Raw genomic sequence first — 24847 nt, 5'->3', positions numbered from 1 at the left:
GCTGTGACACCAGCATGGCAGGGCGAAGAGAGGGAAGTCCGGTGGGGTCTGCCCGATGTTTTCATCGGTGTGGTGGTGTCCTGGGTCGCTGCGGTGGTGGTGCTGCTTGCGATTCTGGCCCTGAGCGGGCAGGAAACCGGGGGTGAGACCGGTACCGGTTCGTATGTGGGGCGCTACGGGGTGGGCGATGCATTGGGGGTCGAGCGGGTCGATCCGGCGTTGCCGCTTTGGACCCTTCCCGTGGGTCAGTTGGGACTGTGGGCGGGACTGGCGGTGACCGCGGTGGTGGCCGCCACCCGGCGAGGCAACGGTTTGCGTCGCGATTTCGGGTGGTCGATGCGAGCGTCGGACGTGCCCATCGGGTTGGCCTTCGGGGTGTTCGCCCAGGTGGTGGTGGTGTGGTTGATATATGCGCCGTTCCAACTGGTGTTCGACTTCGATGTGAGCGAGGCGGCCCGAGCCATCACCGATCGGGCCGCAACCCCGGGCGACATCGCTCTGGTGATGCTGGGAGTGGTGGTGGGGGCCCCCATTTTCGAGGAGCTGTTCTTCCGGGGGCTGGCGCTGCGAGCGTTCGAGCGGCGGTGGGGGCCGGTGGCGGGCGTTTTGGCTTCCTCGGTGCTGTTCGGGGCCGTGCACCTACAGCTTCTCCAGTTCCCCGCGCTCGTGGCCTTCGCGATAATCGCCGCGATGCTTGTGCGGCGCTACGGAAGGCTGGGACCGGCCATCTGGGCACACATCGGCTTCAACCTGGTTGCGGTGGTCAACCTGATCTGGCTGATCCGATGAGTTTACTCTGGGATCGTGAACGGGCCGGGGAGATTGCACGGCGTGGTGCAGCGCTATGCCTGGGGGTCGGTGACGGCGCTGCCTCGAATCATGGGTGTCCCGCCCACCGGGGATCCCCAGGCCGAGCTCTGGCTGGGGGCCCACCCCCGAGCCCCATCGGTACTGCATCGGGACGGGATGAACCGTCCGCTCGACCGGGTGATCGCCGCCGACCCGGTGGGGGAGCTGGGGTCCGACACGGCCGGCACCTTCGGCGGTGAGCTGCCCTTTTTGCTCAAGATCCTGGCTGTGGCCCAGCCGCTGTCGTTGCAGGCGCATCCCACCCGTTCCCGGGCGGAAGCGGGGCACGCCACCGAGGACGCCCGAGGCATCCCGCTAACCGCACCCCACCGGTTGTACCGCGACCGCAACCACAAGCCGGAGCTGATCTGCGCGCTCGAACCGTTCACCGCCCTGTGCGGGTTCCGGCAGCCAACCACCACCGCTGCTCTCCTCGAATCGCTGGAGGTTCCCGGGCTGAGCCCGGTGATCGAGCTGCTGAACGCCGGGGAGATACAGGCAGCGCTGCGATGGTTGCTGGAGTTGCCCCCGGGGGACGGCTCCGAGCTTGCCCACCGGGTGGTGGCGGCCTGCGCCCGGCCCGGTTCTTTCCCCGGCGAGAGGCGGTGGGCGGTTCGCATTGGCGAGCAGCACCCCGGGGACATCGGCGTGGCCATCGCCCTCATGCTGAACCCAGTGCATCTCGACCCGGGGCAGGCCCTTTACCTGGGGGCGGGCAGCCTGCACATCTACCTGCACGGTGTGGCGGTGGAGATCATGGCCAGCAGCGACAACGTGCTGAGGGGCGGGCTCACCGTCAAGCACGTGGATACCGCCGCCCTGATGGAGGTGGTGGACTGCCACCCCGACCGGGCACCGGTTATGGTTCCCGAGGGCCCGGTTCACACCTTCAGGCCGCCGGTCCGGGACTTCTCCTTGACCCGGATGGAGGTGACCGAAACGGTCGTGTGCCAACCGGGGAGGTCATCGTCGAACTCGATCACGACCCGGATGGAGGTGACCGAAACGGTGGTGTGCCAACCGGTGGGACCGGAGATCCTGCTGTGCGCATCGGGCCGGGTGGTGGCCGCGGGCCACGAGGTCGCCGGGGGTGCCGCGATCTGGTTGCCGGCGGGAACCGGGGAGTACGAGGTTGCCGGAACCGGGCTGGTGTTCAGGGCCCGAACGAACTGATGGATGGGGCCACCTTCATGATCTCCATAATTTTCATGATCTCCATAATTTTGCCCATGAATCACTGGGGGCGGGAGCAGTGTGTGGGTAAGACTGGGGGACATGGCACTGGACCCCCGCTTGCTCGAGATACTGGCTTGTCCCGATGACAAGGGGCCGCTGCTGTACCTTGCCGGCGAGAGCACGCTGTACAACCCCCGCCGGCGCCGCCGCTACTCGGTGGACGACGACATCCCCAACATGCTCATCGACGAGGCTGAGACCGTGGACGAGCACGAGCACAAGCGGTTGATGGCCGTGGTCGAGACCGAGTCGATCCCCTTCACCTTTAGCCCGTGAGCCAGCCCGTGGGCGCTCTTGCCGGTTCCGGCGACTCCAGTCCTGGGTCAGCATCTGAACCCCACGGTCTGCCTTCGGCCCGTGGGCGCTCTTGCCGGTTCCGGCGACGGATTATCGTGAACGGATCAGCATGAACGAGCGGGTGGACACCCTGGGCATGTGGCCTGCCATCAACCGGCTGCCCGAGCAGATGCTGGATGCCGTGGATCGGGCCAAGGACTTGGCTCGGTTGCCCGACCGGTCGGGTATAGCCAACGTGCTGGTGCTGGGTATGGGCCCGTGCGGGTTTGCCGGCGACCTGCTGGCGGTGGCCGCGGGGCCGTTCATGCCCCTGCCCATCGTGGTGGTCAAGAGCTACCAGCCACCGTCGTATGTGGACGAGCAGACTCTGGTTTTCGCCCTCTCGGCCAGCGGCGACACGCCCGAGATCCTCCAGGCCGCAACCCAGGCGGCCGAGGCCGGCGGGCGGGTGGTGGCGGTGACCGGAGGCGGCCAACTGGCTCGGTTGGCCACCGACTGGGGGGCCCCGCTGATCGAGGTGGACCCGATGCTGTACCCGCCCCGGGCCGGGTTGGGGGTGTTCACCGTGGCCCCGATGATCGTCCTCGAGCGCATGGGATTGTTCCCCGGTGCCACCCAATGGGTGCGCCATGCGGTGGAGCAGATCCGGAGACGGCGGGACACGGTCGGGGGTACGGCTTTAGCCCTGGCCCGGGGCCTGGCCGGCACAGTGTCGCTGATCTACGGCGGCGGGGGGTTGGGGTTGGTGGCCGCCCGGCACTGGAAGAACATGATCAACACCAGCGCCAAGTCACCGGCGTTCAGCGCCGGGGTGCCCGACCTTTTGCACAACGAGATCGCCGGTTGGGGCCAGCACGGCGACTTGACCCGCCAGGCGTTCAGCCTGGTGGTTTTGCGCCATGAGCACGAGCACCCCGAGGTGATGCGGGGCTTTGGGATCGTGGAGGAGATGATGGAAGAGGTGGTGGGGTCCGTCCACTTGGTGGAGGCGGCCGGGGAGGGTCCGGTGGCCCAGATATTCGATCTCATGTACCAGGGGTCGGTCACCGCGTTGGAGATGGCCGCCGTGGTTGGCCTCGATCCCGGCCCGGTGCCGGCCATCGTCACGGCTCGGGAGACGCTGATCGGCGACCCTCGATAACCCGCCCGCAAACCTGCACCTGCAAACCTGACAGTCGGACCCCATACAGATGCAAAATGGAAAGGCATAGTCGCGATGGTTCCCGAACACGATTTCCCCGAACAGGACTTCCCCGAACACGATTTCAAGGTGGCCGATCTGGGCCTGGCCGAGGCCGGGCGCAAGGAGATCCGCCTGGCTGAGCACGAGATGCCCGGTCTCATGGCCCTGAGGGCCCGCCACTTCGACCACCAGCCGCTGGCCGGGGCTCGCATCACCGGCTCGCTGCACATGACCGTGCAGACAGCGGTGCTCATCGAGACCCTCACCGCTCTGGGGGCCCGGGTGCGCTGGGCATCCTGCAACATCTTCTCGACCCAGGACGCCGCGGCAGCCGCGGTGGCCGTCGGTCCCACCGGTACGGTGGAGGAGCCCCGGGGGGTTCCCGTCTATGCCTGGAAGGGTGAGACCCTAGAGGAGTACTGGTGGTGCACCGAGCAGGTGTTGCGCTGGCCCGATGGTGGAGGTCCCAACCTCATCCTGGACGACGGGGGCGACGCCACCCTGCTGGTCCACATGGGTGCGGATGCCGAGTCGGCGGGCCGGGTTGGGCCCCCTGATGGGGCCGACTCCGAGGATCTTGCCGAGATACGCCGGCTGCTGGGGCGGACGCTGCTCGAAGACCTCGAGCTGTGGACCACCATCGCTGCCGGCATACGCGGCGTGTCGGAGGAGACCACAACCGGAGTCCACCGGCTCTACCGGATGAGGGCCGAAGGTACGCTGCGGTTCCCGGCCGTGGATGTGAACAACTCGGTGACCAAGTCGAAGTTCGACAATCTCTACGGTTGCCGGCACTCGCTGGTGGACGGCATCAACCGGGGTACCGACATGATGATCGGCGGGAAGCTGGCCGTGGTGTGCGGTTATGGCGATGTGGGCAAGGGCTGCGCCCAGTCGTTGCGAGGCCAGGGGGCAAGGGTGGTGATCACGGAGGTGGACCCCATCTGCGCGCTGCAAGCGGCCATGGAGGGTTTCGAGGTGAAGCGCCTGGAGGACGTGCTGGGTACCGCCGACCTGTTCATAACCGCCACCGGATGCCGTGACGTGATCAGCGCCGAGCACCTGGGACGGATGAAGCACCAGGCCGTGGTGGGCAACATCGGCCATTTCGACAACGAGATCGACATGGCCGGGCTCAACGCGCTGTCCGATGTCCGGCGCATCAACATCAAGCCCCAGGTGGACGAGTACGTCTTTCCCGACGGCCACTCGGTCATCATCCTCTCGGAGGGCCGCCTGCTGAACCTGGGCAACGCCACCGGTCATCCCAGTTTCGTGATGTCGTGCAGCTTCACCAACCAGGTGCTGGCCCAGATGGAGTTGCACGCCAACGCCGAGGCTTACGGCACCGAGGTGACCACACTGCCCAAGGAACTGGACGAGATGGTGGCCCGGTTGCACCTGGATGCCCTAGGGGTGCGCCTCACCGAGCTGACCCCCGCGCAGGCCGACTACATGGGCGTACCGACGGGCGGACCCTACAAACCCGATCACTACCGGTACTGATTGCTCGAGCTTGCTGGAGCACCATAGCTGTCACCGGTCGTTTCCAGATGCTTCGTTGCGGTCGTTGCTGGCAACCCCGGTGCTGTCGAGCACCATAGCTGTCACCGGTCGTTTCCAGATGCTGGTTGGAGTCCTCCTTTCGTCCGGCTGTTCTGCTTGGCTGTCACCGGGCGTTTCTAGGGTGTACCCGTGCTGCTGTCGAGAGCATGTGCGGGTTGCCGGGGGCCGGGGCCGTCGCCGTGCCGGCGGTGTGCGGCTGGGATGCGGTCCATCGGGGAGATGGTGGCGCTCGAACCGCTGTCCGGGTTGTGGGCGGCCTTCTCCTACGAGGGGGCGGGGCGGGAGTTGCTGGCCCAGCTCAAGTACCGCAACCAGCGGTCCTGCGTGAGGTGGGTGGTGTCGGCCATGGCCCAGGCGTTGCCGGCTGGGGCGGCCGTGGACGCGGTAACCTGGGCTCCGACTTCTCCTCACCGCCGCCGGCACAGGGGCTTTGACCAGGCCGAACTGCTTGCCCGGAGGTTGGCCCGCGAGATCGGCCTGCCCCTGGTTCCCCTGCTGCGGAGGATGGATGCCGCGGGCCAGACCGGACGAAGTCGCAGCCAGCGGTACGGTTCCCCGAATTTCGATCCCCGCCGCCGCCCCCCTGGTACGATTCTGGTCGTGGACGATGTGATCACCACCGGAGCCACCCTACAAGCAGCCGCCCGAGCCTTGATCGGGGCCGGTGCCCAACAGGTGTTCGCGGTGGTGGCCGGAACCACGCCTGCTCCTCCGCTTGCGAGCGCTCCACAGCAGGCGAGGGCTCAAAAAATTGGAAAGACTTGACAAGAGGATTTGGGTGGGATGGTTTTCGGCCCAATGCTCCGAGGCGAGGGCTCAAAAAATTGGAAAGACTTGACAAGGGGAGCGAGCTTTGGTAAGAGCTGCATTAGCAAGTGAGGAAAGACCAAGCTTGAGGCCTATCCAGGCACTATTGAAGAGGTAGGAGAGAAATGAGTGCACTACCGATCCGGACGAGAGGGCTAGCCTCCAGGCCCCTTTTGGCTTTTTTGAGTGTAATCGTGCTTCTGGCCACGCTAGTGACCTTTCAACAGTCGGCCAGTGCGCAAATCACAAACGATGGGATGGCCCCTCCGTACAATGACAACGGCCATCCGCGCAGTTGGATCTTGCTAAGTGGTAGTTGCGGTGTAGTGTACTGCGAAGCTAGATATAAAATTCAATATAGCTTTTGGGGATGGCACACATCTGGCAACTCTGAGATAATAGTTCCTTTTAACCAAATTTCCTATACAGGAGCATATGCAACTTGTAATAAGTCACCGGGTACATACCGAGGTCGGTTGGATCTAAAACTAGTAAATCAATCTACTACTTCTATTTCCTTAGGTATAGGAAGCCTGGGAGGCTCAATTACAATAGATGGGCTAGCAACAAAGTGGATTAGGAGTTCTAGCCCTCATACAACTGGCCTTAGATGCTAACTGGTTTCATTTTGGTACTGTAGTTACAGGTTGATCCGTGACCAGAAGGAATACACACTTTTTGAAGCGAAATTTTTTTTTATTTTTGATTTCCCTTATTATAGCTATATTACTTGCTGGGTGTGGAGATGATGGCTCTAACTCCTCATCAATAGTCTTTAAAAGTGGGGAGTTTGAGATAGAACACGGGGGGAAAGTATCAAATGATCCAGAAATAGTAGCTGCTGTGAATCAAGCTATTAAAAGGTACACTGAACCACCAAAAACTAGTGGTTGTGTTGATTTAGCAACTTGGTATGCAGATGGGTTAGAAATAATCTTTACGGGAGAACTTGTCCAGATGGTTGAGCAGGATATAAGTACTCACACAGGTAGTCAAGTGATTCCTCTTGTATCAGGTACTTTGCAAGATGTTATGATAGAAGTGTTGAAAGAAAATCCTACATTATGTCCTCGGAATGATGACATACGTGACACTTCTATGGCTCAAACAATTCCGGAACTTGGACCAATAGCTCAAAAGGCAAATGATCTTCTTGAAGCAAGGGGGGGACACTATAGTCCAGACCCGATGAACGTGTTGTCCACCGCAATTGATATAGCTGAAGGCAGACCTCTAGTTCTTGAGCTTCATGGTTTTATTGATGAATAGTTTATACCAAGATTTTATTTGGAAGTTATGTTATCAAACATGAAAAATATGTTACTAGTAATATACGTTGTTGGTCTTTGCGGCCTGTTATCCTGTTCCTCAGGCGACAATGATGGTGTATCTCTTCGTGAGTATTCTACTCTAGAAGGTCTTCTAGATGCTGATAATCAGTACCTAGTAATACGTGAAGGTGAGGTACAAGATTGGGTAGCAGATTGTATGCACAAAGCTGGATTTGAGTATATACCCTGGGTGGAGGATGCTCATATTTATGATTATTCTAAATCGGATACTCCAGTTGTTGATGCTTATGAGCATAGTTTATCTAGCTCCGAAAATGATGAAGATCCTAATGCTGAGATTTATGGTAGATTATCAAGGCAGGAAAAAACTGCATATTATGAGAGATTGTGGGGCAAAGAAGATATGGTTGAAGGGGACTCGCCCAGCGGTGATGAAAGTAGATTTGGATGTTATAATGCAGCGTGGGTTGAACTATATGGTCGAAGAGCTGTAGAAGCTCGCTTAAAGGTGCTAAATGCTTCACTAGATTTTGATAAGCAAATTGAGTCCCACCCTGATTACCTGTTTGAAGAAGAAAAGTGGCTCAACTGTATGTCTGACAATGGTTATTCCATACAAAAATTTGCTGACATCACTCAAATGATTCAAGATGAAATTACAGCAGATGCTGCTTCAGATCTCACAAACGCACGCATGTTTGAGCGATCTATAAATACAGCTAATGATGAATGTTCTGCAAATCTTGAAGTAACTAAGGTTCAACTACAGCAAGAACTGATTGATAGTTCTCTTCAAAGTTATATCAATATAATCATCAAAGATATTGCTAATCAACAAGTATCAAATTGATAAATTGCTTTAATTTTCTCCTTACTGTTGCGAGCATTAAGTCAAAAGATCATTGGAAGGGTTATGCGCCCACATAAGGTAATATCTATTGTGACTGTGGTTACTGTTTTAGCTGGCGTTGGTGGGTGGCTAGCTGGCAGAACATTAGGCTCATCAGATGAATCTAGTTTTGCTTCAGGGGACCTTCAACCTAGTATTATAACCGTACCAGTTAAATATCAAGAGTTGGAATCAAGAGTAGCTGTGCGAGGGAATGTCCGCACAAAGGGTGCAAAGAATATCAACTTAGTACAAGGAGCAGGAGCCTCTATCCTTACAAAAGATATACTCAATGTTGGGTCAAGAGTAGTAGAAGGCAATGTTGTAGCTGAGGTAACATTTAGGCCTGTATTCGTTTTTCAAGGTGAACTACCAATGTTCCGAGACTTTCATCTAGGTTTGGAGGGAGAGGATATCCGGCAATTAGAAGAGGCCTTAACCCGTATAGGTTATGATGTAGGAGCTATTGATGGTGTTTATGATTTATCTATGGAAGAAGCAGTAGAGGTATTTTATAGCGATGCTGGATATAGTATGTATGAGCCTTCATTAGAGGATAGAGAGCAAATTGTTCGTAGCCAAAATCAGGTAGATGCTGCCCGAGAGCAACTAAGACAAGCAAAAAGTATTACTTCTTCAACATCAAACCTGGAGGAATTAGGAGTTTCATCTAGGATTGCTCAGTTTGAGCGGAACCTGGAAATAGCAGAATTGATGTTGACAAGGAACACGAGTATTTATGGATCAAGAGTGCCCAAAGAAGAAATTATATTTGTATCAGAGTTACCGAGGCAAGTAGCCCAAGTATTTGTAAATCGTGGGGATATTATCTCTGAAGTATATGTTGCTTTGTCAGGAGTTGAACATATTGTTGAGTCTTCGATCTCCAGTACGGACATATCTTTAATAGAAACTGGCATGAGTGTTATGCTAGACAATCAGTCAGATAATAGTACCTACGAAGGTCAGATCACTTTTCTTGAGGATGTGCCAGGCACAAATGACCTACCAGATAATAGATATTATATGGAGATTAGTATCCTGGGAGAAGATGCAGGAGCCCTGTCTGGTAATGTGAGAGTTGTGATTCCTATAACATCTACAAATGGCAAAGTTCTTACAGTTCCATTTTCTGCACTATCAATCAGTATAGATAATATACCCCAAGTTCAAATTGAAAGTCCTGAAGGAGAAATCATTACAGTAAAGGTTGAGACAGGCCTGCGTGCTTTTGGGGAGGTTGAAATACGTCCTCTAGATGATGTCTCTATCGTGGAAGGGACTCAGGTAGTAGTTGGCATGTTGGATCCCACTACTTATTAGCTCTAGGCAGGTTATGGAAGATACTCCAATTGTTAAGATTCGCAATTTACAGCGTACTTTTTCCGGTGACACCCCTGTTCAGGTTTTGCGAGGTGTGGATATCACGATTTGTCATAAGGAGTATGTTTCGCTTATAGGCCCATCAGGATCAGGAAAGAGCACATTATTGTATATAGTCGGTTTACTAGAGAGCGCTTCACAGGGCACATATTTTTTAGATGGCTTAAATATTGATGACCTTGATGATGTTGAGTTGACTACTTTGAGAAGTCAAAAGATTGGATTTATATTTCAGCATTTTTATTTACTTGAGCACCGCACAGTTCTTGATAATGTTATTTTACCATTATTGTATAGGAAGCAGAGCCGTGCCTCTCGGGTACAAGCAGCGAAAATAGCTTTGAAAGAAGTTGGACTAGAGAAACATGCTAAAGTTAGACCAAATACTTTGTCAGGAGGTGAGCAACAACGCGTAGCTATTGCTCGAGCTATTGTGGGTAACCCTAGTTTGTTATTAGCAGATGAGCCAACCGGGAACTTGGATCAAAGTACCGGTAAAGATGTCCTAGATATTTTTGAGAATCTTCGTGATAGAGGACTCACTATCTTGCTTGTCACCCACGATCTCGATATAGCTAAACGGGCTGATAGAATTCTCCAGGTGAATGATGGTATAGTCCAAGATTATAATTGATTGACCCCATGAATAAACCTAAAATAGCTTTAAGTAAGCCTAGAATTTCTATTATTGATCTGCTTATTGAAGCTACATCTGGTTTGGTTAACTGGCCTTCTAGGGCAGTATTGACAATTCTCGGTACGGTGATGGGAGTTTGCATGCTGGTGGCAACCGTGGGGCTTACAGAAACCGCCGGTAGTCAGATAGTAGGGCATTTCGATAAGCTATCTGCTACAGAAGTTACTGCTGAAGTTGCAGACAATAATGTTTTGGTGAGTAACCAGCATAATTACTTTTTGCCATGGGATTCTGAATCAAGAATTTCTCGGTTGAATGGTGTAGAAGCGGTGGGTACACTTACTCTGATAAATATCGGTGGAGCAGTAACTACTAGTGTTCCTGTCACAGACCCTGCCGCTGCTACGGAGTTTTCAATTGAAGTAGTTGCAGCTTCACCTGGCCTTTTTGACGCTGTAAATACTAGTTTGAAGTTTGGCCGTTTTTTCGATGTAGGTCACGATAAGATGGGTGATAAAGTTGCTATTCTTGGACCAGTGGCTGCGCAACGATTGAATATAGGAAGGGTTGATAATCAGCCTGTTATATTTGTGGGCGAAGAACGTTTTGCTGTAATAGGAGTGATTGCTGACTTTGGTGTGGAACGTCATGTTGAGTTATTGTCACAGATCATCATACCAAACGGAACTGCTAGACAAGTATATGGTATAGAAGCACCTAGTCTTGTGTACATCCGTACGGAAATAGGTGCTGCCAACCTACTTGCTCAGCAAGCTCCTGTTGCTCTTAGCCCTAATGACCCTAATCTAGTTAGTATAACAGTTTCTTCAGACCTTACTGGTCTGAAAGATAAGGTCAGGAGTGATATCAATATGCTGTTTATTTTGCTGGGTATCATTACTTTAATAATTGGGGGAATTGGTATAGCTGATGTGACACTAGCCTCTGTATTGGAGCGTCGCGCAGAAATTGGGCTTCGCCGGGCTGTTGGCGCTACAAGGATACAGATAGCTCATCAATTTCTTATTGAGTCTATGGTATTGGGTGCTCACGGAGGTTTGATGGGAACTTCTTTTGGTCTCATTATAATATCAGTAGTTTCTGCAATAAGAGGCTGGGATGCTGTACTTCAAACTTGGTTGCCCATTCTTGCGCCAATGTCTGGGGTCATTATTGGACTTGCTGCGGGCATATACCCTTCGTTGAAAGCCGCGAGAATTCAGCCAATCCAAGCATTGAGGGGGCTATAGGAGGCACAGTTCAAACGCCTTTCGTGCTACAGCAGTAAAATGGTGCTACGATATTGTATTTTATCAGGTCTCATAAAGAAAGGAGCCGCTATGGATATCGCCATAAGCAGCAGTGGGGTCGAGGTGTCGCAGAAGCTGGAGGAGGTGACCCGTACCAAGGTGGCCAAGCTGGACCGCTACCTGTCGGGCATCGACCGTGCCGAGGTGAGGTTCAGCGAGGAGAGGAATCCTCGGATCGCGGAGCCCCTCAACTGCGAGGTGACCCTCGAGGGTCACGGTTACCACATCCGCGGCGGTGGCCATGGCGTTACTGCACAAGCGGCCCTGGATGGTGCCATCGACAAGCTGGAGCGGCAGTTGCGCAAGGAGAAGACCCGCCGGGTAAACCGCCAGCACAACGCCGGGGAGCGCCGGGCCGGTTGAGCCGACCGCGGGTGGCGGGGGTGGCTCTCGCCTGCTCGGGGTCGGCCGCGGGGGTCTACCCTTGCCTGCCTGAGCCCGGCTGCGGGGTCTGCCTTTACCTGCCTGAGCCCGGCCCCTTGTGACCGAGTGCTGGGGCCGCGGCGGTAGAGTGGGTTCGACATGAGCGTGTTCCAGAAGATCCTGAACACCGGTGAGGGCAAAAAGCTCAGGGCACTGCAAGATCTGGTGCCCGACATCAATGCCCTCGAACCGGAAACCAAGGCGCTGTCCGACGATGCACTGCGGGCCCGAACCGGGGAGTTCCGCCAGCGTTTGGACAACGGGGAGGATCTTAACGATCTGCTGATCGAGGCCTTTGCCGTGATGCGGGAGGCTGCGTGGCGGGTCATCGGTCAGCGGCACTACGACGTGCAGCTCATGGGGGGTGCGGCTCTCCACTTCGGGTGGGTGGCCGAGATGCGCACCGGTGAGGGCAAGACCCTGGTGTCGACGCTTCCCGTGTACCTGAACGGTCTGAGCGGCAACGGCGTGCACGTGGTCACGGTGAACGATTACCTGGCTGCTCGGGATGCCGATTGGATGGGGGCCATTCACCGGTGGCTCGGGCTGACCGTCGGCCTCGTGGTGCCCGGGGACCGGGGATCGGACCACAAGAGCGAGCAGTACGGCTGCGACATCACCTACGGCACCAACAACGAGATGGGCTTCGATTACCTCAGGGACAACATGGCGATGTCAGCCGACCGCCAGGTTCAGCGGGGCCACAACTACTGCATCGTGGATGAGATCGACTCCATCCTCATCGACGAGGCCCGGACCCCTCTCATCATCAGCGGCCGGCTCGCCGATGCGGCCAAGATGTACTACAGGTTCGCCGGTGTCGTTCGGGGTCTGCGGCGCGACGTCCATTACGACGTGGACGAGGAGAAGCGGGTGGTGGCTCCCACCGAGGAGGGTGTCCACGCGGTGGAGCGGGCGCTGGGGGTGGAGAACCTCTACGACTCGGTCAGCGCCAATCTGGTGCACCAGTTCCAGGCCGCGCTCCGAGCCAAGGAGCTGTATCACCGGGACAAGGACTACATCGTGCAGCGGGGCGAGGTGAAGATCGTCGACGAGTTCACCGGCCGCATCCTGGAGGGTCGCCGCTGGTCGGAGGGTCTGCACCAGGCGGTGGAGGCCAAGGAAGGCGTGAAGATCAAGGAGGAGAACCAGACGCTGGCCACCATAACCCTCCAGAACTACTTCAGGCTCTACGACAAGCTGGCGGGCATGACCGGCACCGCGGTCAGCGAGGCCAACGAACTGTTCGGCACCTATGGGTTGCATGTGGTGCCCATCCCCACCAACCTGCCGGTGGTCCGGGCCGATCGGGGTGATCTCATCTACAAGTCGGAGGATGCCAAGTTCAACGCCCTGGTCGAGGATCTGGTGAGTCGCTACGAGCGGGGCCAGCCGGTGCTGGTGGGTACCGCCTCGGTGGAGAGTTCCGAGAAGCTGTCGGATGTGCTGAACAAGCGAGGCATCCACCACGAGGTGCTCAACGCCAAGCAGCACTTTCGGGAGGCCGAGATCGTGGCCCAGGCCGGGGGGCTGCATGCCATCACCGTGGCCACCAACATGGCCGGGCGGGGGGTTGACATTGTGCTGGGGGGCAACCCCGAAGCTCTGGCCCGCCGGGATGTGGCGGCCGAGGGCCTCGACCCCGCCGAGCCCGAGGGTCGGACCCGGGCCGCCGAGCTGCTCGATAAGTACGAGGCCGAGTGCCGGAGCGAGGGCGACAAGGTGCGCGAGCTGGGGGGGCTGTACGTGCTGGGTACCGAGCGCCACGACAGCCGCCGGATCGACAACCAGCTCCGGGGCCGCTCCGGACGCCAGGGCGACCCCGGTGAGAGCCGGTTCTACCTGTCGCTGGAGGACGACCTCATGCGGATCTTCGCCACCGGGGCCATGAACTGGGTCATGGACAAGGCCCTGCCCGAGGATGTTCCCATCGAGGCCAAGATGGTCACCAAGGCCATTGAGCGGGCCCAGAGCACCGTGGAGCAAAAGAACGCCGAGGCCCGCAAGAACGTGCTCAAGTACGACGAGGTGCTGAACGAGCAGCGCAAGGTGATCTACAAGCGGCGGGCCCAGATCCTCTCGGGCGGCGACCTGCGGGCCGAGGCTCTGGAGCACCTGGGAGAGGCGGTGGGGGCGGTTGTTGGCGGGCACTGTACGTCCGAGGATCCCGCCGACTGGGATCTGGACCAGCTCGAGACCGAGGTCCGGGTCCTGTGGCCCTCCCGGATGGTGGCCGATGATCTGGGGCGGGCCACCTCCACCGCCCATCTCAGCGAACTGCTGATGGACGAGGCCGTGGCGCACTACGAGCAGCGGGAGCGCCAGGTGGGTGCCGAGGCCATGCGGGAGGTGGAGCGCCAGATCATGCTGCGCATCATCGACCAGCGCTGGCGGGAGCATCTCTACGAGATGGACTACTTGAAGGAGGGCATAAACCTGCGGGCCCTGGGCCAGAAGGATCCCCTGACCGAGTGGCAGCGGGAGGGGTTCGAGATGTTCGGTCAGATGATGGCCGGGGTGGCCCGGGACTTCGTCACCTACATCATGCATGTGGAGGTCAACGTGGAGACCCCGACTCCCGTCGACGATGCCGGTACCAGCAACATCACCGAGTCGGGTCCGGCCGACCCGTCCACCCAACCCTCCCTGCTTCGAGCCGGGGCCCGGGGGGCGGTTGCCGGCGGTCCGGCGGTGGCGCAGGAGTCGATGCCCACCCCGAAGGTGCCGGTGGTGAAGTCGGACTTCGAGAAGACCCCTCGCAACGCCCCCTGCCCGTGCGGATCCAACCGCAAGTTCAAGCAGTGCCACGGGCGCTGACCGCTTCTGTCCGGGAATCCCCGTGCCTGATTTCTTCGACGATATCGCCTTGCTTCGCACCAAATTGGACGGGGCCCGCCACTACCTGCGCATCGGCGACTTGACCCTCCGCCGCCCCGAGCTGGAGGCCGCGGCCGCTGCTCCCGGATTATGGGACGACCCCGACCGGGCTCGCAGGGTCACCAGGGAGCTGTCGGAGCTGGTTGAGGATCTGGAGCTGTTTGCCGAGCTGGAAGCGGCGCTGGAGGATGCCGACACGCTGCACCTGCTGGCAACCGAGGAGGGTGACGAATCACTGGTCCCGGAGATCTCCCAGATGCTGGCCACCCTGGCTGCCAAGGTGGACGAGTTGGAGCTGCGGTCGCTGCTGGGGGGCGAGCATGACGGATCCGACGCGGTGTGCGAGATTCACAGCGGTGCGGGGGGCACCGACGCCCAGGACTGGGCCGAGATGCTGCTGGCCATGTACCGGGGGTGGTCCGACCGACGGGGCTTCAAATTCAAGGTTGACTCGGTATCCGAGGGGCAGGGGGCGGGTATATCCTCGGCCGAGTTCACCATCTCGGGACGCAACGCCTACGGGCTGCTGCAATCGGAGCGGGGGGTTCATCGGCTGGTTCGTATCTCGCCGTTCGACTCGGATGCCCGCCGCCACACCGCGTTCGCCCAGTTCAAGGTGGTGCCGTTCTTCGACGAGGTGTCGGACGAGGTGGACATCGACGACAAGGACCTGCGGATCGACACGTTCAGGTCGTCGGGAGCGGGCGGCCAGCACGTCAACGTGACCGATTCGGCGGTGCGGATAACCCACTTGCCCACCGGCATAGTGGTGTCGTGCCAGAATGAGCGCAGCCAGCACCAGAACAAGGACCGAGCCATGCAGATACTGGCCGCCCGCCTGGCCGACCGGATTCGAGCCGAGCGGGAGGCCGAGCTGGCCGGTCTGGCCGGCGACTACATGAAGGCGGAATGGGGTAGTCAGATCCGTTCATACGTGCTGCATCCCTACCAGCAGGTCAAGGACGATCGCACCGGAGTATCGATCGGCAACGTGGACGGGGTGCTGGCCGGCGATCTCGACCAGTTGATCGAGGCCTACTTGCGGTGGAAGCGGCTATCGTGATCGAGGCCTATTTGCGGTGGAAGCGGCTATCGTGATCGAGGCCTATTTGCGGTGGAAGCGGCTATCGTGATCGAGGCCTATTTGCGGTGGAAGCGGCTATCGTGATCGAGGCCTATTTGCGGTGGAAGCGGCTATCGTGATGGATGTTCCGGTTTGGCCTGGGGATGCACTTGCGGTAACCGGCCTGATGGTAGCTTTGCTTGAGTCCTAGAGGTCTGCGGCGTGGGGGTGCGCCGGGATCGGGGTTCGGAGTTCGCATTCCATGATCAAGCTGGAGAACGTCACCAAGGTTTACAAGGGCGAGGTGCTCGCCCTCCAGAACGCGACCTGTGAGGTGCAGCGGGGGGAGTTCGTCTTTCTGGTCGGCCCGTCGGGGTCGGGCAAATCCACGCTGATGCGCCTGCTCAACAAGGAGGAGACCCCCAGCCGGGGCCGGGTGCTGGTGGCCGGCCGGGACATCGGCCGGTTGCCGAGTTGGAAGGTGCCGTTTCTGCGCCGCCGCATCGGCTGCGTGTTCCAGGATTTCAAGCTCCTGCCCAACAAGACGGTGGTCCAGAACGTGGCCTTTGCCCTGGAGGTGATCGGGCACCCCCGGAGCGTGATCAAGGACAAGGTACCGGCCATCTTGGAGTTGGTGGGGTTGTCGAGGAAGATGAACAACTATCCCGACGAGCTCTCGGGTGGGGAGCAGCAGCGGGTGTCCATCGCCCGGGCCTTCGTGAACCGGCCCCTTATCCTGCTGGCCGATGAGCCCACCGGGAATCTCGATCCCAACACCTCAATGGGCATCATGACGCTGCTGGATCGCATAAACCGCACCGGCACCACGGTGGTCATGGCCACCCACGACCGGAGCATCGTGGACAAGATGCGCCGCCGGGTTGTGGAGCTGGACCGGGGCCAGATCGTCCGGGATCAGTCCCGGGGTGTGTACGAATAGCCGATGGTCCAGAGGGGTTCCACTTACGGGGGTGGATCGGCGGGCAAGGGTCGATGAACCTCAGGTTGGACTACGTCCTGCGGGAGACGGTCGGCAACTTCCGTCGCAACATAACCCTAACCCTGGCCACCGTAATCACCGTCACGGTTTCGCTGACGCTTCTGGGCGCGGCCCTGCTGTTTGGCGACGCGGTGGACAACGCCACCGTCCGCTGGAAGGACGGGGTGGAGTTCATCGTGTTCATGGACCCCGACATCACTCCCGAGCTGGAGGCCGACATCCGCCGCCAACTGGAGAACTCCCCCGAGATCAGCGGGTTCACCCATGTGGGCAAGGACGAGGCCTACGCCGAGGTGCAGGACCTGCTGGGGGACTCCCCCGAGCTGGTGAGCGTGATCACTCCCGAGCGGCTGCCGGCATCGTTCAGGGTCAGGCCCACCGATACCCTGCCGGAGCGGGTGGACGAGCTGGCCGGTGCCTTTCGGACCCAACCCGGGGTGGCCAAGGTGGTCACGGCCAGCGAGACCATACGGGCCATCGAGGACCTGTCCAGCGGGCTGCGCCAGAGGGTGATCATCATCGCCATCATCTTGCTGGTGGTCGCGGCGGTGCTGATTCTGAACACCATCCGCATGGCCCTGTTCTCCCGCCGGCGGGACATAGAGGTGATGAAGCTGGTGGGGGCCACCAACTGGTTCATCCGGGTGCCGTTCATGTTCGAGGGACTCATTCAGGGGCTCATAGGCGGGGTGATCGCCATACCGCTGATCTGGTTGACCAACAACTTCTTCAGGGTGATCAACGACGACGTTTCGCTGGAGCTCTTGCGGGGTTTCACCGTCGATCCCTCCCGGGTATGGACGCTGGGCTTCCAGATGGTGGGCCTGGGTGCGGTTGTGGGCACGGTGGGCTCGGGTATCGCGGTCAGCCGGTTCCTGGACACCTGAGTGCCTGGTGGTTGCCCCCGACGCGGCCATGGAGACCCACCAGCACCGCCCCTAGCGGTTCCTGGACACCTGAGCGCCTGCGGGTAGCCCGGGCGTAGTAGGTTTCGGAGGGCGCGAGAAGGGAGCAGCAGGTGGCACAGCAGGTTCGAGCCGTTATCGCCAGGGCCAGGGGGGAGCCGGTCAGCATCGAGACCATAGTGGTGCCCGACCCCGGCCCGGGTGAGGCCGTGGTAGCCGTGCAGGCGTGCGGCGTGTGCCATACCGATCTGCACTACCGGGAGGGGGCCATCAACGATGAGTTTCCGTTCCTTTTGGGCCATGAGGCGGCCGGGGTGGTGGAGTCGGTGGGTGAGGGGGTGATCAACGTGGCTCCCGGCGACTTCGTGATACTCAACTGGCGAGCGGTGTGCGGTCAATGCCGGTCGTGCATGCGGGGCCGCCCGTGGTACTGCTTCGCCACCCACAACGCCACCCGGAAGATGACGCTCGACGGCCGGGAGCTGTCACCGGCTCTGGGGATCGGGGCTTTCGCCGAGAAGACACTGGTGGCCGCGGGCCAGGCCACCAAGGTCGATCCGCAGGCCAGCCCCGAGGTTGCCGGACTCATCGGTTGCGGGGTGATGGCCGGTTTGGGTGCGGCCATGAACACCGGTGGGGTGGGTCGGGGCGATTCGGTGGCTGTATTCGGCTGCGGCGGCGTGGGTGACGCGGCCATCGAGGGGGCGAGGCTGGCCGGGGCCCACACCATCATCGGGGTGGACATCGACGACACCAAGCTGGAATGGGCCCGGGAGTTCGGCGCCACCCATACGATCAACTCCACCAAGCAGGACCCGGTGGAGCGCATCCGGGCTCTGACCGGCGGGAACGGGGTGGATGTGGCCATTGATGCCGTCGGGCTGCCCCAGACCTACGAGCAGGCCTTCTTCGCTCGGGATCTGGCCGGAGTGGTGGTACTGGTGGGGGTTCCCAACCCGGAGATGCGCATCGAGCTACCGATGATCGAGGTGTTCGGCCGGGGTGGTGCGCTCAAGTCGTCGTGGTACGGCGACTGCCTACCGTCGCGGGACTTCCCCATGCTGATCGATCTGTACCTTCAGGGGCGGTTGAACCTGGAGCGGTTCGTATCGGAAACCATCTCGTTGGAGGACGTGGAGGAGGCGTTCCACCGCATGGAGCGGGGAGAGGTGCTTCGCTCGGTGGTGGCGATCTGAGGCCCCCCGGCTGGGTTCCCGGTTAAATCCGGATACGGGTTGACGCTCGGGAGGCATCGTTATACCCTGTATCTCGTTGCGGGTGGGGCTAATGGGGCCTGTGTTGCTCGAGTAGGTATTCGGCCTGCTCTGGATGGAGACACTTGACATGCCTGACATGAGCCTGACCACGGTGGTGACCGCCGTCATCGTCCTGCTGCTGCTGATCCTGCCGTTCGTAGCCGCCCGGCTTCCGTACTCCCGCCGGGTCTCGTCTCGAGCCATCGACAAATCGGGTCCCGGACCGGGTTTCACCTATGCCTTGGTTCCTCCCGGTGGCTATCCCGGGGAGCAGGAGGGAGGTCAGAAGGGTTCGTGGCAGTGGTGCCTGGCCTTCATCCCCGAGGAGACTCCCGATGGCGGTTCGGAGATGCCGCCATGGTGGGCCCCGGCACCGCCCTGGAACGCGGATGTCCGCGCGGGTGAGGACTTCACCCGCGATGCCGAGGCCCTGCGCGCCGTGTTCGAGCAAACCATCGCCTATCCCGTGGCGGGACCATCCCACCGCTAGTCCGTCCCTTTCGGACGTGGCCGTCAACGGCGACCAGGTTGTGAAGGAAGTTCCGACCCAGTCCGTCCCTTTCCTGCGTGGCCGCCACCCCACCGGCGGCGGGTAGCGTGGGTGGGTGTTGCGGTTGACTGCGGAGGTTTACGCAGAGGTGGTGGCCCACGCGCTGTCGGGGTTGCCGCACGAGGCCTGCGGGCTGCTGGCCGCGCCGGTGGGGGCGGAGCAGGTTACCCGGTTCTTCCCGATGCGAAACGCGGCACGGTCCAGCCGCATCTACCGCTTCGACGAGGTCGAGCACCTTCGGGCAGAGCGCACCGCCGATGCCGAGGGTCTCGCGCTGGTGGCGGTGATGCACTCCCACACCCATACCACCGCCTACCCGTCACCCACCGATGTGCACGATGCCTCGGCTTTCGACCCGTTCGGAGCTCTGCTCTACGTGATCGTGTCGCTCAAGGATCCCGAGCCGGCGTTGCGCTGCTACCGCATCCTCAACGGTGCCATAGCCGAGGAGCCGGTGGCGGTGGGGGAGTAGCCTGAAGCGTGACCCCTCCGAAATGGACGATATGTCGCACCATGGAGGAGCCGGTGGCGGTGGGGGAGTAGCCTGAGGCCGGTGGCATTGCACGAATCGGTCATCGACCTCATCGGGAACACCCCGATGGTGGATGTCACCGCACTGTCCCCCAACCCGGCGGTGTCCATCCACATCAAGCTGGAGGGAATGAACCCGGCCGGGTCGGTCAAGGATCGGGTGGCCCGCCAGATGATCCTCGAGGCCGAGGCCGACGGCACGCTGGTGCCCGGTCGCACCATCATCGAACCGTCGTCGGGCAACACCGGCATCGCGCTGGCCATGATCGCTCGCATCCGGGGTTACCCCATCAAGATCGTCATGCCCGAGAATGTCTCGCCCGAGCGCCGGCAGCTTCTCGAGGTGTTCGGGGCCGAGATCATCTGGTCGCCCGGCGCTGAGGGCTCCAACGGGGCCGTGCGCCTGGCTCTGAAGCTGGCCGACGACAACCCGGAGTGGGCCTTCCTCTACCAGTACGGCAACGAAGCCAACCCCCGGGCCCACTACGGCACCACCGGCCCGGAGATCTATGCCGACTGCCCCGGGGTCACCCATTTCGTGTCGGGCCTGGGTACCAGCGGTACTCTCATGGGGGTCGGGGCTTATCTCAAGGAGCGCAATCCCTCGGTTCAGGTGCTGGCCGTGGAACCTCCCGCGGGCGAGACGGTTGACGGCCTCCGCAGCCTGGACGACGGGTTCATCCCCCCGGTCTACGAAAAGTGGGGCGGTGATGAGTTGCTCGACGGCAAGCGCATCGTCCGACCCCGGGAGTCGATCCAGTGGACCCGGCGCTTGTCCGAGGAGGCGGGCATTTTCGCCGGCATCTCCACCGGTGCGGCGCTGGCCGGGGCGGCTCGGGTGGCTGAACGGATCGACCAGGCGACGGTGGTGGTGGTGTCGGCCGACGGAGGTTGGAAATACCTGTCAACCGGAGCGTGGACCGACCCCTTGGACCAGGTAGCGGCCCGGGCCGGGGGGATCATCTACTTCTGAACGGTGTGTTTCGACCTCGACAAGAATTATTATCCGGATATTCATAATTCCGAGCAGTTTTTTTGCTCCATGATGTGCAACACGTTGGTTGTTCGGCTAAGGTTAGGTCTCCCAAACCACACCACCAACGCTGGAGCACAGCTCCAGCGGAACGGCCCCGACTCACACCCGCCAGAGTCGGGGCCGTTCATTTTAGTGCCTGCCCCCCTATGGAACTGAGCATCCCCCCATGGCGCTGAGCATCACCGTCTTGGGGTGTTCGGGTTCTTACAGCGGTCCCGGTATGGCTTGTACCGGGTATCTGGTGACCTCCCCGGGGGCCCGGGTTTGGCTGGACACCGGGCCCGGTACCATGGCCAACCTTCAGCGGCACTGCGATCTGGCCGACCTCGACGCCGTGGTCATCACCCATCAGCACGCCGATCATTGGACCGACCTGGCCCTGGCGTTCACTGCCTTTCGCCACTACGTGGGAGACAAGCGATTACCGGTGTACGGAACCGCCGGTACGCGGTCGATGGCCTGTGCCCTGCTGGGTAAGGACGACCTGGCCCCCATCTTCGATTGGCGCCGGATCTCCTCGGAGGATCGGATGAGTATTGCCGACCAGCAGTGGCGCTTCTCCCGCACCGATCACCCGGTGGAGACGTTGGCCCCGAGGGTGGACTGCGGGGGCCGCAGCTTCGCCTTCTCGGCCGACACCGCCCCGGGTTGGTCATTCGAGCAACTGGGCCGAGGCATCCATCTGGCCCTGTGCGAGGCCACCTTCACCGAGGCCGACCGCCACCCGGATGCCCCCCATCTCAGCGCCCGGCAGGCCGGGGCGATGGCCGCGGCGGCCGGGGTTGAGAAACTGCTACTGACTCATCTGATCCCCGGCTCTGATGCCGGTGCCATGGCGCGCGAGGCTTCGGAGTCGTTCGGCCAACCGGTGGACGTGGCGAAACAGGATTGGATTTACCAGGTATGAGGGCGAGAAATGAGCAGCCAAAAGGGGTGTCGGTATGAGAAATGAGCAGTATGAGAGGTGATGGTCGGGCCTTTGATGAGTTGCGGCCCATCGGCTTTGAGCGGGACTTCACCGAGATGGCCGATGGATCGGTGCTGGTCTCGTTCGGGCGTACCCGGGTGTTGTGCACGGCATCGGTTGATCGTTCGGTTCCCCGCTGGATGAGAGGACAGGGCAGAGGCTGGGTCACCGCCGAGTACTCCATGCTTCCGGGCTCGTCATCCGAGCGGGTCAACCGGGAAGCGGCTCGGGGCCGCCAATCAGGTCGCACCCAGGAGATACAGCGGCTGATCGGACGCTCCCTGCGGGCGGTGACCGATGCCACCAGGTTGGGGGAACGTCAAGTGGTCTGCGACTGCGATGTGTTGCAGGCCGATGGCGGTACCCGCACCGCCGCCATCAGCGGGGCCTACATCGCCCTGCACGATGCCTTCACCCGGTTGCTGGCCCGGGGCGAGATCGACCAGCACCCCATCACAGAGGCGTGTGCTGCGGTGTCGGTGGGGATCGTCAACGGTACGCCGTCGCTTGATTTGCCCTATGAGGAGGATGCGGCCGCCGAGGTGGACATGAACGTGGTCATGACCGAATCGGGTTGCTTTGTGGAGGTTCAGGGCACCGCCGAGGGGCAACCGTTCCGCCGGGACCGGTTGGACACGCTCCTGGACTTGGCCCGCTCGGGGATCGAGCAGATCATCGCTCAGCAGAACCAGCTTCTGGCCGACCCGCTCCGGCTGCGGTGATGTCCGGTTGGCCGCCCTGCACCACTATGCGGTTGGCCGACCCGCCTCGGCTGCGGTTGGTATCGGCCACTGCCAATCCCCACAAACTGGCTGAAATCGCCACCATCCTGGAGTCAGCGGTTTTGGAATCAACTGTTTCGGGGTCAGTGGCGAGGCCTTCGGGATCGACCGTTTCAGGACCAGTCGTGGAACTGTTGGCTCGGCCCGGTGATTTGGGAGAGGTGGTTGAGGACGGCGACACCCTCGAGGCCAACGCCCGGCTGAAAGCGGCCGCGGTGTGCCGGCACACCGGCCAGGCCGCAGTGGCCGACGACACTGGCTTGGAAGTGACCGCTCTGGGGGGTGATCCAGGAGTGCGGTCGGCCCGCTACGCCGGCGACCACGCTGACGATGCTGCCAACAGAGCCCGGTTGTTGGCCGCCATGGAGGGAGTGTCCAACCGGTCGGCCCGCTTTCGCACGGTGGCGGTGGTGATCTTCCCCGATGGCACCGAGGTGATGGCCGAGGGGGTTGTCGCCGGCAGCATCGCCACGGTCCCGAGGGGTGATCGGGGGTTCGGTTACGACCCGATTTTCGTTCCCGAAGGGGGAGGGGGGCGAACCTTTGCCGAAATGCCGGCTGGGGAGAAGAACGCCCTGTCCCATCGAGGCCGAGCATTCCGCGCCCTTGCCACCCGACTCGGCCTATAACCTGGCCCCACCGCGCGCCAGTGGCGGAATTCGGCAGACGTGCAGGGTTTAGGTCCCTGTGGGCGAAAGCCCGTGTGGGTTCGAGTCCCACCTGGCGCACTTTTGGGGTGAGGTCGGGGTTGGATGGGGGTGTCCCACCTGGCGCACTTTTGGGGTGGGGTCGGGGTTGGATGGCTGGGCAATGGTGGTGGGCCGGTACGCTTGGGCCATGACCACCCCCGCCATGTTCGAGCCGGGCAGCCCCGACCGCGGCGCATTCGAGATCTACAACCGGTTGTTGAAGAACCGCATCGTTTTCCTGGGAACCGATGTGGATGACGACATCGCCAACTACATAACCGCCCAGCTCCTGTACTTGGAGGGCGAGGATCCCGAGAAGGACATCTGGCTGTACATCAACTCCCCGGGCGGATCGGTCACCTCGGGCATGGCGATCTACGACACCATGCAGTTCATCGCCCCGGATGTGGGAACCATCTGCATGGGCCTCGGGGCCTCGATGGGCCAGTTCCTGCTGTGCGCCGGCGCGCCCGGCAAACGTTACGCCCTGCCCCATGCCCGGATCATGATGCACCAGCCCCTCGGTGGGGTTCGGGGGCAGGCCTCCGACATCGCCATCCAGGCCGAGCAGCACGCCTATGTGAAGGCGCTTCTGGCCGAGCGCATAGCTCACCACACCGGCCAGTCGATGGAACAGGTCGAGATCGACTCCGACCGGGACCGCTGGTTCACCGCCGAACAGGCCAAGCAGTACGGCATTATTGACCACGTCATCGTCAAGCGCGGTGAGATGATCTGATTCGGTGTGGTGGTGTCTGCGGGCCCGGCATTATTGACCACGTCATCGTGATTAGCCCTTCACGTTCAATTCCACCTCCTCGGTGATCCGGTCGGGGTTGATGGTGGGGGCTGGAATCGCGGGGTTCAGTTCCAATCCGCAGTGGTCGGCGGCAAAACCGTCCAACTTGCTGGCTGCCTCGGTGTAGGCGGCCATCTCGTTCTCCATCCTCTGCAAGCTCTGGCGGCTGTTGCCATCGGGATCCTCAAACGCCGCGAGAACCAGGCCCATGGTGGCATTGATAGTGGTCAGCGATGGTCTGATCTCCAAAGGTGCGATCCTGCGCAGGTCTTCCAACTCCTTGGCGGCCACCTCGGCAGCATTCGGGTCGTTGGGGGCGAGCGAGGCCAGCGCTCCCTCGGGCCCGGAGGCAGCACCGAGCTTCTGGCAGAAAGCAGCCAGGTCGGGCTGATCCCCACCACATGCCCCCATTGCCGATAAAACCGCGGCGGCGGCCAGCAGTGTTACTAGCGAGGTCGCAACCGGTTTCCGGTGGCTGCTCTCCGCAACTCGGTGATCGCATTCCTGCCGGTTTTGCATG

25 protein-coding genes and 1 tRNA gene are annotated in these 24847 nt (G+C 60.4%); 25 read left to right on the top strand and 1 reads right to left on the bottom strand.

The window, feature by feature from the left end; translation table 11 throughout:
* Positions 1–3 precede the first annotated feature (3 nt).
* From ACOGXC_RS06540 to ACOGXC_RS06420, 25 genes are all read left to right on the top strand, one after another.
* On the top strand, positions 4–789 hold the full coding sequence (locus tag ACOGXC_RS06540; protein WP_419919889.1) for a CPBP family intramembrane glutamic endopeptidase: 786 nt from the start codon (positions 4–6) through the stop codon (positions 787–789).
* 15 nt (positions 790–804) lie between these two features.
* Positions 805–2022 carry a mannose-6-phosphate isomerase, class I gene (manA, locus tag ACOGXC_RS06535; RefSeq protein ID WP_419919888.1) on the top strand — a complete coding sequence of 406 codons (1218 nt, stop codon included), beginning with the start codon at positions 805–807 and terminating at the stop codon, positions 2020–2022.
* A 102-nt stretch (positions 2023–2124) separates the two neighbouring features.
* On the top strand, positions 2125–2361 hold the full coding sequence (locus ACOGXC_RS06530; RefSeq protein WP_419919887.1) for a Trm112 family protein: 237 nt from the start codon (positions 2125–2127) through the stop codon (positions 2359–2361).
* Positions 2362–2491: 130 nt separating this feature from the next.
* Positions 2492–3523 (top strand): SIS domain-containing protein, encoded by a 1032-nt coding sequence (locus tag ACOGXC_RS06525; protein WP_419919886.1) that lies wholly within the window; start codon positions 2492–2494, stop codon positions 3521–3523.
* Between the two features lie 75 nt (positions 3524–3598).
* Positions 3599–5071, top strand: a complete 1473-nt coding sequence (ahcY, locus tag ACOGXC_RS06520; RefSeq protein ID WP_419919885.1) for an adenosylhomocysteinase — start codon at positions 3599–3601, stop codon at positions 5069–5071.
* Between the two features lie 189 nt (positions 5072–5260).
* A complete protein-coding gene (locus ACOGXC_RS06515; RefSeq protein ID WP_419919884.1) occupies positions 5261–5896 on the top strand; it encodes a ComF family protein in 636 nt (211 codons plus the stop codon).
* Positions 5897–6592: 696 nt separating this feature from the next.
* Complete coding sequence (locus ACOGXC_RS06510; RefSeq protein ID WP_419919883.1) at positions 6593–7207, top strand: hypothetical protein; 615 nt, start codon at positions 6593–6595, stop codon at positions 7205–7207.
* A gap of 39 nt (positions 7208–7246) precedes the next feature.
* Positions 7247–8080, top strand: coding sequence for a hypothetical protein (locus ACOGXC_RS06505; RefSeq protein WP_419919882.1), 834 nt, complete (start codon positions 7247–7249; stop codon positions 8078–8080).
* A gap of 90 nt (positions 8081–8170) precedes the next feature.
* Entirely contained in the window at positions 8171–9442 is a 1272-nt protein-coding gene (locus ACOGXC_RS06500) for a peptidoglycan-binding protein (protein WP_419919881.1), read from the top strand.
* A 13-nt stretch (positions 9443–9455) separates the two neighbouring features.
* On the top strand, positions 9456–10136 hold the full coding sequence (locus tag ACOGXC_RS06495; protein WP_419919880.1) for an ABC transporter ATP-binding protein: 681 nt from the start codon (positions 9456–9458) through the stop codon (positions 10134–10136).
* Positions 10137–10144: 8 nt separating this feature from the next.
* Entirely contained in the window at positions 10145–11389 is a 1245-nt protein-coding gene (locus ACOGXC_RS06490; protein ID WP_419919879.1) for an ABC transporter permease, read from the top strand.
* Between the two features lie 90 nt (positions 11390–11479).
* Complete coding sequence (gene hpf / locus ACOGXC_RS06485) at positions 11480–11812, top strand: ribosome hibernation-promoting factor, HPF/YfiA family (RefSeq protein WP_419919878.1); 333 nt, start codon at positions 11480–11482, stop codon at positions 11810–11812.
* A 159-nt stretch (positions 11813–11971) separates the two neighbouring features.
* Positions 11972–14689 carry a preprotein translocase subunit SecA gene (gene secA, locus ACOGXC_RS06480; protein WP_419919877.1) on the top strand — a complete coding sequence of 906 codons (2718 nt, stop codon included), beginning with the start codon at positions 11972–11974 and terminating at the stop codon, positions 14687–14689.
* A 22-nt stretch (positions 14690–14711) separates the two neighbouring features.
* Positions 14712–15812: a peptide chain release factor 2 gene (prfB, locus tag ACOGXC_RS06475; RefSeq protein ID WP_419919876.1), complete on the top strand. Its 1101-nt coding sequence runs from the start codon at positions 14712–14714 to the stop codon at positions 15810–15812.
* A 262-nt stretch (positions 15813–16074) separates the two neighbouring features.
* Positions 16075–16752 (top strand): cell division ATP-binding protein FtsE, encoded by a 678-nt coding sequence (gene ftsE / locus ACOGXC_RS06470; protein WP_419919875.1) that lies wholly within the window; start codon positions 16075–16077, stop codon positions 16750–16752.
* 53 nt (positions 16753–16805) lie between these two features.
* Entirely contained in the window at positions 16806–17699 is an 894-nt protein-coding gene (locus ACOGXC_RS06465; protein ID WP_419919874.1) for a cell division protein FtsX, read from the top strand.
* A gap of 131 nt (positions 17700–17830) precedes the next feature.
* Positions 17831–18913: an S-(hydroxymethyl)mycothiol dehydrogenase gene (locus tag ACOGXC_RS06460; RefSeq protein ID WP_419919873.1), complete on the top strand. Its 1083-nt coding sequence runs from the start codon at positions 17831–17833 to the stop codon at positions 18911–18913.
* Positions 18914–19070: 157 nt separating this feature from the next.
* Positions 19071–19463, top strand: a complete 393-nt coding sequence (locus tag ACOGXC_RS06455; protein WP_419919872.1) for a hypothetical protein — start codon at positions 19071–19073, stop codon at positions 19461–19463.
* A 115-nt stretch (positions 19464–19578) separates the two neighbouring features.
* Positions 19579–19995, top strand: coding sequence for a Mov34/MPN/PAD-1 family protein (locus ACOGXC_RS06450; RefSeq protein WP_419919871.1), 417 nt, complete (start codon positions 19579–19581; stop codon positions 19993–19995).
* 81 nt (positions 19996–20076) lie between these two features.
* Entirely contained in the window at positions 20077–21027 is a 951-nt protein-coding gene (locus ACOGXC_RS06445; RefSeq protein ID WP_419919870.1) for a PLP-dependent cysteine synthase family protein, read from the top strand.
* 229 nt (positions 21028–21256) lie between these two features.
* Complete coding sequence (locus ACOGXC_RS06440) at positions 21257–21997, top strand: MBL fold metallo-hydrolase (RefSeq protein ID WP_419919869.1); 741 nt, start codon at positions 21257–21259, stop codon at positions 21995–21997.
* A 50-nt stretch (positions 21998–22047) separates the two neighbouring features.
* Positions 22048–22779 (top strand): ribonuclease PH, encoded by a 732-nt coding sequence (rph, locus tag ACOGXC_RS06435; RefSeq protein WP_419920032.1) that lies wholly within the window; start codon positions 22048–22050, stop codon positions 22777–22779.
* A complete protein-coding gene (rdgB, locus tag ACOGXC_RS06430; protein WP_419919868.1) occupies positions 22779–23468 on the top strand; it encodes an RdgB/HAM1 family non-canonical purine NTP pyrophosphatase in 690 nt (229 codons plus the stop codon). The genes rph and rdgB overlap by 1 nt, the downstream gene beginning before the upstream one ends.
* Before the next feature lie 14 nt (positions 23469–23482).
* Positions 23483–23567 (top strand) — tRNA-Leu (locus tag ACOGXC_RS06425).
* Between the two features lie 109 nt (positions 23568–23676).
* Positions 23677–24267: an ATP-dependent Clp protease proteolytic subunit gene (locus ACOGXC_RS06420; protein ID WP_419919867.1), complete on the top strand. Its 591-nt coding sequence runs from the start codon at positions 23677–23679 to the stop codon at positions 24265–24267.
* Between the two features lie 51 nt (positions 24268–24318).
* Here the strand turns inward: ACOGXC_RS06420 and ACOGXC_RS06415 are convergent, their stop codons facing one another.
* A complete protein-coding gene (locus ACOGXC_RS06415; protein ID WP_419919866.1) occupies positions 24319–24846 on the bottom strand; it encodes a hypothetical protein in 528 nt (175 codons plus the stop codon).
* Between the last annotated feature and the right edge of the window lies 1 nt (position 24847).

The sequence above is a fragment of the Candidatus Poriferisocius sp. genome (genome assembly GCF_965202595.1).
Classification (GTDB): domain Bacteria; phylum Actinomycetota; class Acidimicrobiia; order Acidimicrobiales; family Bin134; genus Poriferisocius.
Note: the sequence above shows the minus strand (reverse complement) of the source record. Positions and strands in the feature narration are given on the sequence as shown.

Bases quoted from the DNA above. Each gene is read 5' to 3' on its own strand.
- rph (WP_419920032.1), top strand. From the start codon at position 22,048: ATGAGAGGTGATGGTCGGGCCTTTGATGAGTTGCGGCCCATCGGCTTT.
- ACOGXC_RS06465 (WP_419919874.1), top strand. From the start codon at position 16,806: ATGAACCTCAGGTTGGACTACGTCCTGCGGGAGACGGTCGGCAACTTC.
- rdgB (WP_419919868.1), top strand. From the start codon at position 22,779: ATGTCCGGTTGGCCGCCCTGCACCACTATGCGGTTGGCCGACCCGCCT.
- ACOGXC_RS06490 (WP_419919879.1), top strand. From the start codon at position 10,145: ATGAATAAACCTAAAATAGCTTTAAGTAAGCCTAGAATTTCTATTATT.
- ACOGXC_RS06525 (WP_419919886.1), top strand. From the start codon at position 2,492: ATGAACGAGCGGGTGGACACCCTGGGCATGTGGCCTGCCATCAACCGG.
- secA (WP_419919877.1), top strand. From the start codon at position 11,972: ATGAGCGTGTTCCAGAAGATCCTGAACACCGGTGAGGGCAAAAAGCTC.
- ACOGXC_RS06455 (WP_419919872.1), top strand. From the start codon at position 19,071: ATGAGCCTGACCACGGTGGTGACCGCCGTCATCGTCCTGCTGCTGCTG.
- ftsE (WP_419919875.1), top strand. From the start codon at position 16,075: ATGATCAAGCTGGAGAACGTCACCAAGGTTTACAAGGGCGAGGTGCTC.
- ACOGXC_RS06440 (WP_419919869.1), top strand. From the start codon at position 21,257: ATGGCGCTGAGCATCACCGTCTTGGGGTGTTCGGGTTCTTACAGCGGT.
- ACOGXC_RS06415 (WP_419919866.1), bottom strand. From the start codon at position 24,846: ATGCAAAACCGGCAGGAATGCGATCACCGAGTTGCGGAGAGCAGCCAC.
- ACOGXC_RS06530 (WP_419919887.1), top strand. From the start codon at position 2,125: ATGGCACTGGACCCCCGCTTGCTCGAGATACTGGCTTGTCCCGATGAC.
- hpf (WP_419919878.1), top strand. From the start codon at position 11,480: ATGGATATCGCCATAAGCAGCAGTGGGGTCGAGGTGTCGCAGAAGCTG.
- ACOGXC_RS06420 (WP_419919867.1), top strand. From the start codon at position 23,677: ATGACCACCCCCGCCATGTTCGAGCCGGGCAGCCCCGACCGCGGCGCA.
- ACOGXC_RS06505 (WP_419919882.1), top strand. From the start codon at position 7,247: ATGAAAAATATGTTACTAGTAATATACGTTGTTGGTCTTTGCGGCCTG.
- ahcY (WP_419919885.1), top strand. From the start codon at position 3,599: ATGGTTCCCGAACACGATTTCCCCGAACAGGACTTCCCCGAACACGAT.
- ACOGXC_RS06495 (WP_419919880.1), top strand. From the start codon at position 9,456: ATGGAAGATACTCCAATTGTTAAGATTCGCAATTTACAGCGTACTTTT.